This is a genomic window from Vogesella indigofera (assembly GCF_003633895.1).
GTDB classification, from domain to species: domain Bacteria; phylum Pseudomonadota; class Gammaproteobacteria; order Burkholderiales; family Chromobacteriaceae; genus Vogesella; species Vogesella indigofera.
Genome location: NZ_RBID01000001.1, coordinates 154,278 through 158,614, shown reverse-complemented (window position 1 = coordinate 158,614; position 4,337 = coordinate 154,278). Strand labels below are relative to the sequence as shown.

Genomic DNA, 4,337 nt, shown 5'->3' with positions numbered 1-4,337 from the left:
GACCGCCACGGCGCCATCCGCGCCGGCCACGGCCTGCTGCTGACAACCGAAGCGCAGCCCGCTGCCGGCGGCAAACAACTGGCGCGCGACGGCGCCCAGAGCCAGCTCGACGCCGCGCTGGCGCTCGCCCAAAGCCTGGCCGACACCGCCACCGCGCAGCTGGCCGATACGCAGGAAACCGGCCCCGCCGAAATCCAGCCGGACAACGCCAAAGGCGCCAACAAAACCGACGGCCACCTGCAGCACCACGTGCAGGCGCTGAAAGCCTGGGAGGCCGGCAGCAACACCGACAAGGACGGCAAAACCGCCCCCCAGGGAAATGGCGCCGCCCAGGCCGGCCAGCAGCCCATCATGATCCTCAGCGCCCCGGCCGGCCTCGCCGCGACGACCGACCACTCCCTGATCCTGGCCGCCGGCACGAATATCGACCAGGTCGCCCAGCGCGACCTCAACCAGACCTCGGGCAGAAGGTGGCTGCACAACGTCGGCCAGCACATCAGCCTGTTCGTGGCCGGGGTGAAGGACGTGGTGAGCCTGAAGCTGATCGCGGCCAAGGGCAAGGTGCAGCTGCAGGCGCAGAGCGATGCGATGGAACTGACGGCGGGCAAGGACGTGACCATTAGCAGCCTGAGCGCCAGCCAGTTGTTCAACGGCAAGAAAGAGGTGCTGCTCACCTGCAGCGGTGCCTACATCCGCATCAAGGACGGCAAGATCGAACTGCACGCACCGGGCAAGGTGAGCTTCAAAGGCGGCAGCCACGACTGGAGCGGGCCGGCGAAGATGACCCCGGCCCATCCATCCTTTCCGCAGCATGCGCCGACATTCCCGCTCCGCATCAAGGTCGACCAGTCGCCACTGGGCGTGAAGAGCGGTTGGGGCGGCATGCCCTACAAGCTGTATGCCGATGGTGTCTTGCAGGGTGAGGGTGTGATAGACGAGCAAGGACACATCCAGGTGGCGCACCGCGTGCCGGTACAGAAATACAAGCTGGAACTGGCCAATGGGGTGGTGTACGACATTCCGGTAGCTGTGGATTACCACAATCCGGCGCAAGGCGAAGCGGCGAATGCCGGTTTTCACAAACACATGGCTGGAGCCACACCAGACGGTGGCCGTGACGAGCTGCTGGCATCGGCGCGTGAAGATTTTCTGGCGCTGTTCAAACCGTCTGGCAAGGGCGAATAAGCATGAGCAACAAGATTACGACGCCGATTGCGGCCAACCAGGGTCTGCAATGCACAGTCACTCCACCTTGGTTCGTACAGAAATCGGAATACAGCCCGCTGAATGGCACCTTTGATTTTCTGATCAATGGCGAGCGCGCGTTTGCCGAGGTGCACCGCGCCATCGCCCTGGCCAAAAAGTCGGTGTACATCATCTGCTGGGGCTTCCAGCCGTCGATGTATTTCGTGCGCAAGGGAGCAGAAAACATCCGCTATGACGAGTTGCCGGAAGCGGTGCCGGCACAGATCGGCAAACTACTGGAATACAAGGCCCGCAACAATGTGCAGGTCAAGGTGCTGTGCTATGCCTTTGAAGACATTCCGGCACGGGCGGCCACCATGGCACGGGAGGTTAGCAAAGGTGCTGGCGGAGGTGTGGCGGGTGCCGTTGCTGGTGCGGCCAAAGGCGCTGCCACGGATGACAAGACCTACATCAACGTCACTGGGGTAAAGGCCGGTCTGGGAGAGTCCAACACCCCAGGGCGGCACAATCGGCGGCTTTCGGATCAGCCCTCTACCAGCACCGATCAGATGCAGGAATACGATATTGCTTGGTATGAACGCTACGATCGCAAGCAGGAGAAGGCTGACATGGCGCGCAATGCCAAGCAGGCAAAGTCGGACGTCACCATGCAGAACCTGCAGTTCTACAGCCGGGACTTCACCGCTCAGGATCGTCAGTTTCTGCTGGCGCATGACTATACCGACAAGCATGTCAGCCGCACGATGCGCTATGTGCTGGCCGGCACCCCCAGCCACCACCAAAAAACCGTGCTGGTCGATATCGAGAGTCCGAAAGACCATCTGGCCTTCGTGATGGGACACAACATGCTGGACGCCTATTGGGATACCAGCGCGCACAGCATCCAGAAGCGCAAACCCCACACCCCCTGGCTGGGGCCAAATGGCCTGCTGCCACGGCAGGACCTGTCCAGCCGCCTCAGCGGCCCGGCTTGCGGCGATGTCTATCGCAACTTCCTGCAAGCCTGGCAACAGGCCGCCGGGCAGGCGCTGCCGAAGATCGATACCCGTCGCTACCCGCTGCATGACAAGCGTGGTCAGGCATTGCAATGCCAGATCGTGCGCACCCAGCAACAGGTGCGCAGCCAGGGCAGGGCGGTGGAAGACATCAAGCAGGTCTACCTGCAGGCAGTGAACAACGCCACCCGGAGCATTTACATCGAAAACCAGTACTTTCGCTGGCCACCACTGGCCGACGCCATCTGCAAGGCGGCACAGGACCAGACGAGCTGTGGGCGCGACCCGGGCCAGCACGGCTCGCTGCACCTGTTCGTTGTGACCAATAGCAGCGACGACGGCATGGGCTCCGGCACCCTGAAAAGCTACCAGATGCTGGACAAGCTGGGCCGTGCCGACACCATTCCCGGCGTGGCGCGCACCAAGCGCATCGAAAACCTGGATGCCAGCATCCGCCAGGCGCAAGGCCAGGCGCGGCGCACAGGCATCGGCCTGCCCAATCCGGTGTTGTACCCGGGCGGCAAGTACCCGCCAGCTTGGCAAAAACAGGCTGAGAAATACCACCAGGCCACGCAAAAAGTGCAGGGGCTGAAGCGGCAGCGCGACGAGCTGGCCGACAAGAGCAAGCAGGCGCACGAGGTGATCCGGCCGGAAGAAGTGCCCGGCCTCAAGGTGCACATCTGCACCCTGGTGCCGCCGGACACCCCGCCGTCGCCCGACAGCTATTACGTCGAGATGGTCTACCCGATGACCACGCGCCGCGTGAAGCGCGAAGGCAAGCAATGGCAGGAGGTGTACATCCACAGCAAGCTGATGATCGTCAACGACACCTTCATGACCCTGGGCAGCAGCAATATCAACACCCGCAGCATGCAGGTGGACAGCGAACTCAACCTCGTCCACTGCAACCCGCAGGTGGCCAGAAAAGCGCGCCTGGACCTATGGAACATCCACACCGCGGGCAAGGGGGCACAGGCGGACGTGGGGGAGGCGTTCAAGTCGTGGGAAAAGATAATTAGCGAAAACAAACGGCGCGAGACTGATCGCGTTTTACCTCCTTACGCCTCGCTGCGCGGCTTCCTGCGTACCGACCCCAGCATCTCGGACAAGGATTAGCCCATGCGCCACCTGCTGACCTTGCTAACCCTGCTGCTGGCCGCCTGCGGCGGCAGCGCCATCAAGAGCCCGGACATGGACACCATCGACAAGATTCCTCGCAAGCTGGAAGAACAGCTGGCCTTTTATTGTGCTTACGAGCAGGCGCGCACCCCGCAACGCGACCCGGAGGCCGAGCAGCTGTTCAAGCACGCGCGCTGGCTGCAGAAGAAGAACCTGTTGAAGAACGAGGCGGCGAAATACCCGGCTTTCGAGCGGCTGTACCGCATCGCCGCCGCCTGGGGCCACGACAAGGCGGCGCACAACCTGCTGCTGATGCTGATGCGTGGCCAGAGCGCCAGCGAGCTGCCCATTACCGAGGGCGTGGACCTGGTGCAGGGGCTGGTGGATCGCGGCCTGCCGCTGGGCTACTACGACATGGGCGTGTTGCTGTACCAAGGGTACGGCGTGGAGGGGAGCGAAGGTCTGGCCTTGCAGTACATGCGCCATGCCGCCGATCTAGGAAGTGCGGATGCCCAAGCCTATATCGGCGAGCAGCTGAATCGGCTCACCGCTGACTACCCAGTTCCCTACAAAATTGGTGATGCCATGAAGCGTTGTGCAGCGGAGCAGGGGCATAGTGAGTCGGCAATGGACTCTGCGACAGCACTCAAGCTGCAAAAAAACTACCCCGAAGCGCTCAAGTACTACCAGTTGGCGGTAAAAGCCGGTAATGAAACAGCAGCCCAATGGTTATCCGATGCATTTCTCGCGCCACCTTCAACTGATGAACTGGATTATCTCGCCCTGGAAAAAGACGAAGAGCGCTCCCGTCGGTACAACATTCTGTCCGACATTCTGGGGCGCTACTCCTACCTCCACCCCACGGTAGACGACATCGACGCCATCGTGCCCTTGCCACCGGCCAAGCTGCCGCCGTGGGACGGCAAGATCCAGTGGCTGAAAGACTGGGAAAGCAATGTGCCGCCACCGCTGCCTGGCGAGGCGCGCATAGTCGAGATGGCCAGGGCCAAGGGGCTG

General features: G+C 62.2%; 3 protein-coding genes. All 3 read left to right on the top strand.

Going from position 1 to position 4,337, the window contains the following annotated elements:
- A partial coding sequence (locus C8E02_RS00780) for a DUF2345 domain-containing protein (RefSeq protein WP_245961026.1) occupies positions 1-1,185 on the top strand: 1,185 nt, incomplete at its 5' end.
- 2 nt (positions 1,186-1,187) lie between these two features.
- Positions 1,188-3,317 carry a phospholipase D-like domain-containing protein gene (locus tag C8E02_RS00775; RefSeq protein ID WP_047966901.1) on the top strand — a complete coding sequence of 710 codons (2,130 nt, stop codon included), beginning with the start codon at positions 1,188-1,190 and terminating at the stop codon, positions 3,315-3,317.
- A 3-nt stretch (positions 3,318-3,320) separates the two neighbouring features.
- The coding region (locus C8E02_RS00770) for an SEL1-like repeat protein (protein WP_170152069.1) at positions 3,321-4,337 on the top strand (1,017 nt) is incomplete at its 3' end.

Coding starts and splice junctions, on each gene's coding strand:
- C8E02_RS00775 (WP_047966901.1), top strand. CDS start 1,188: ATGAGCAACAAGATTACGACGCCGATTGCGGCCAACCAGGGTCTGCAA.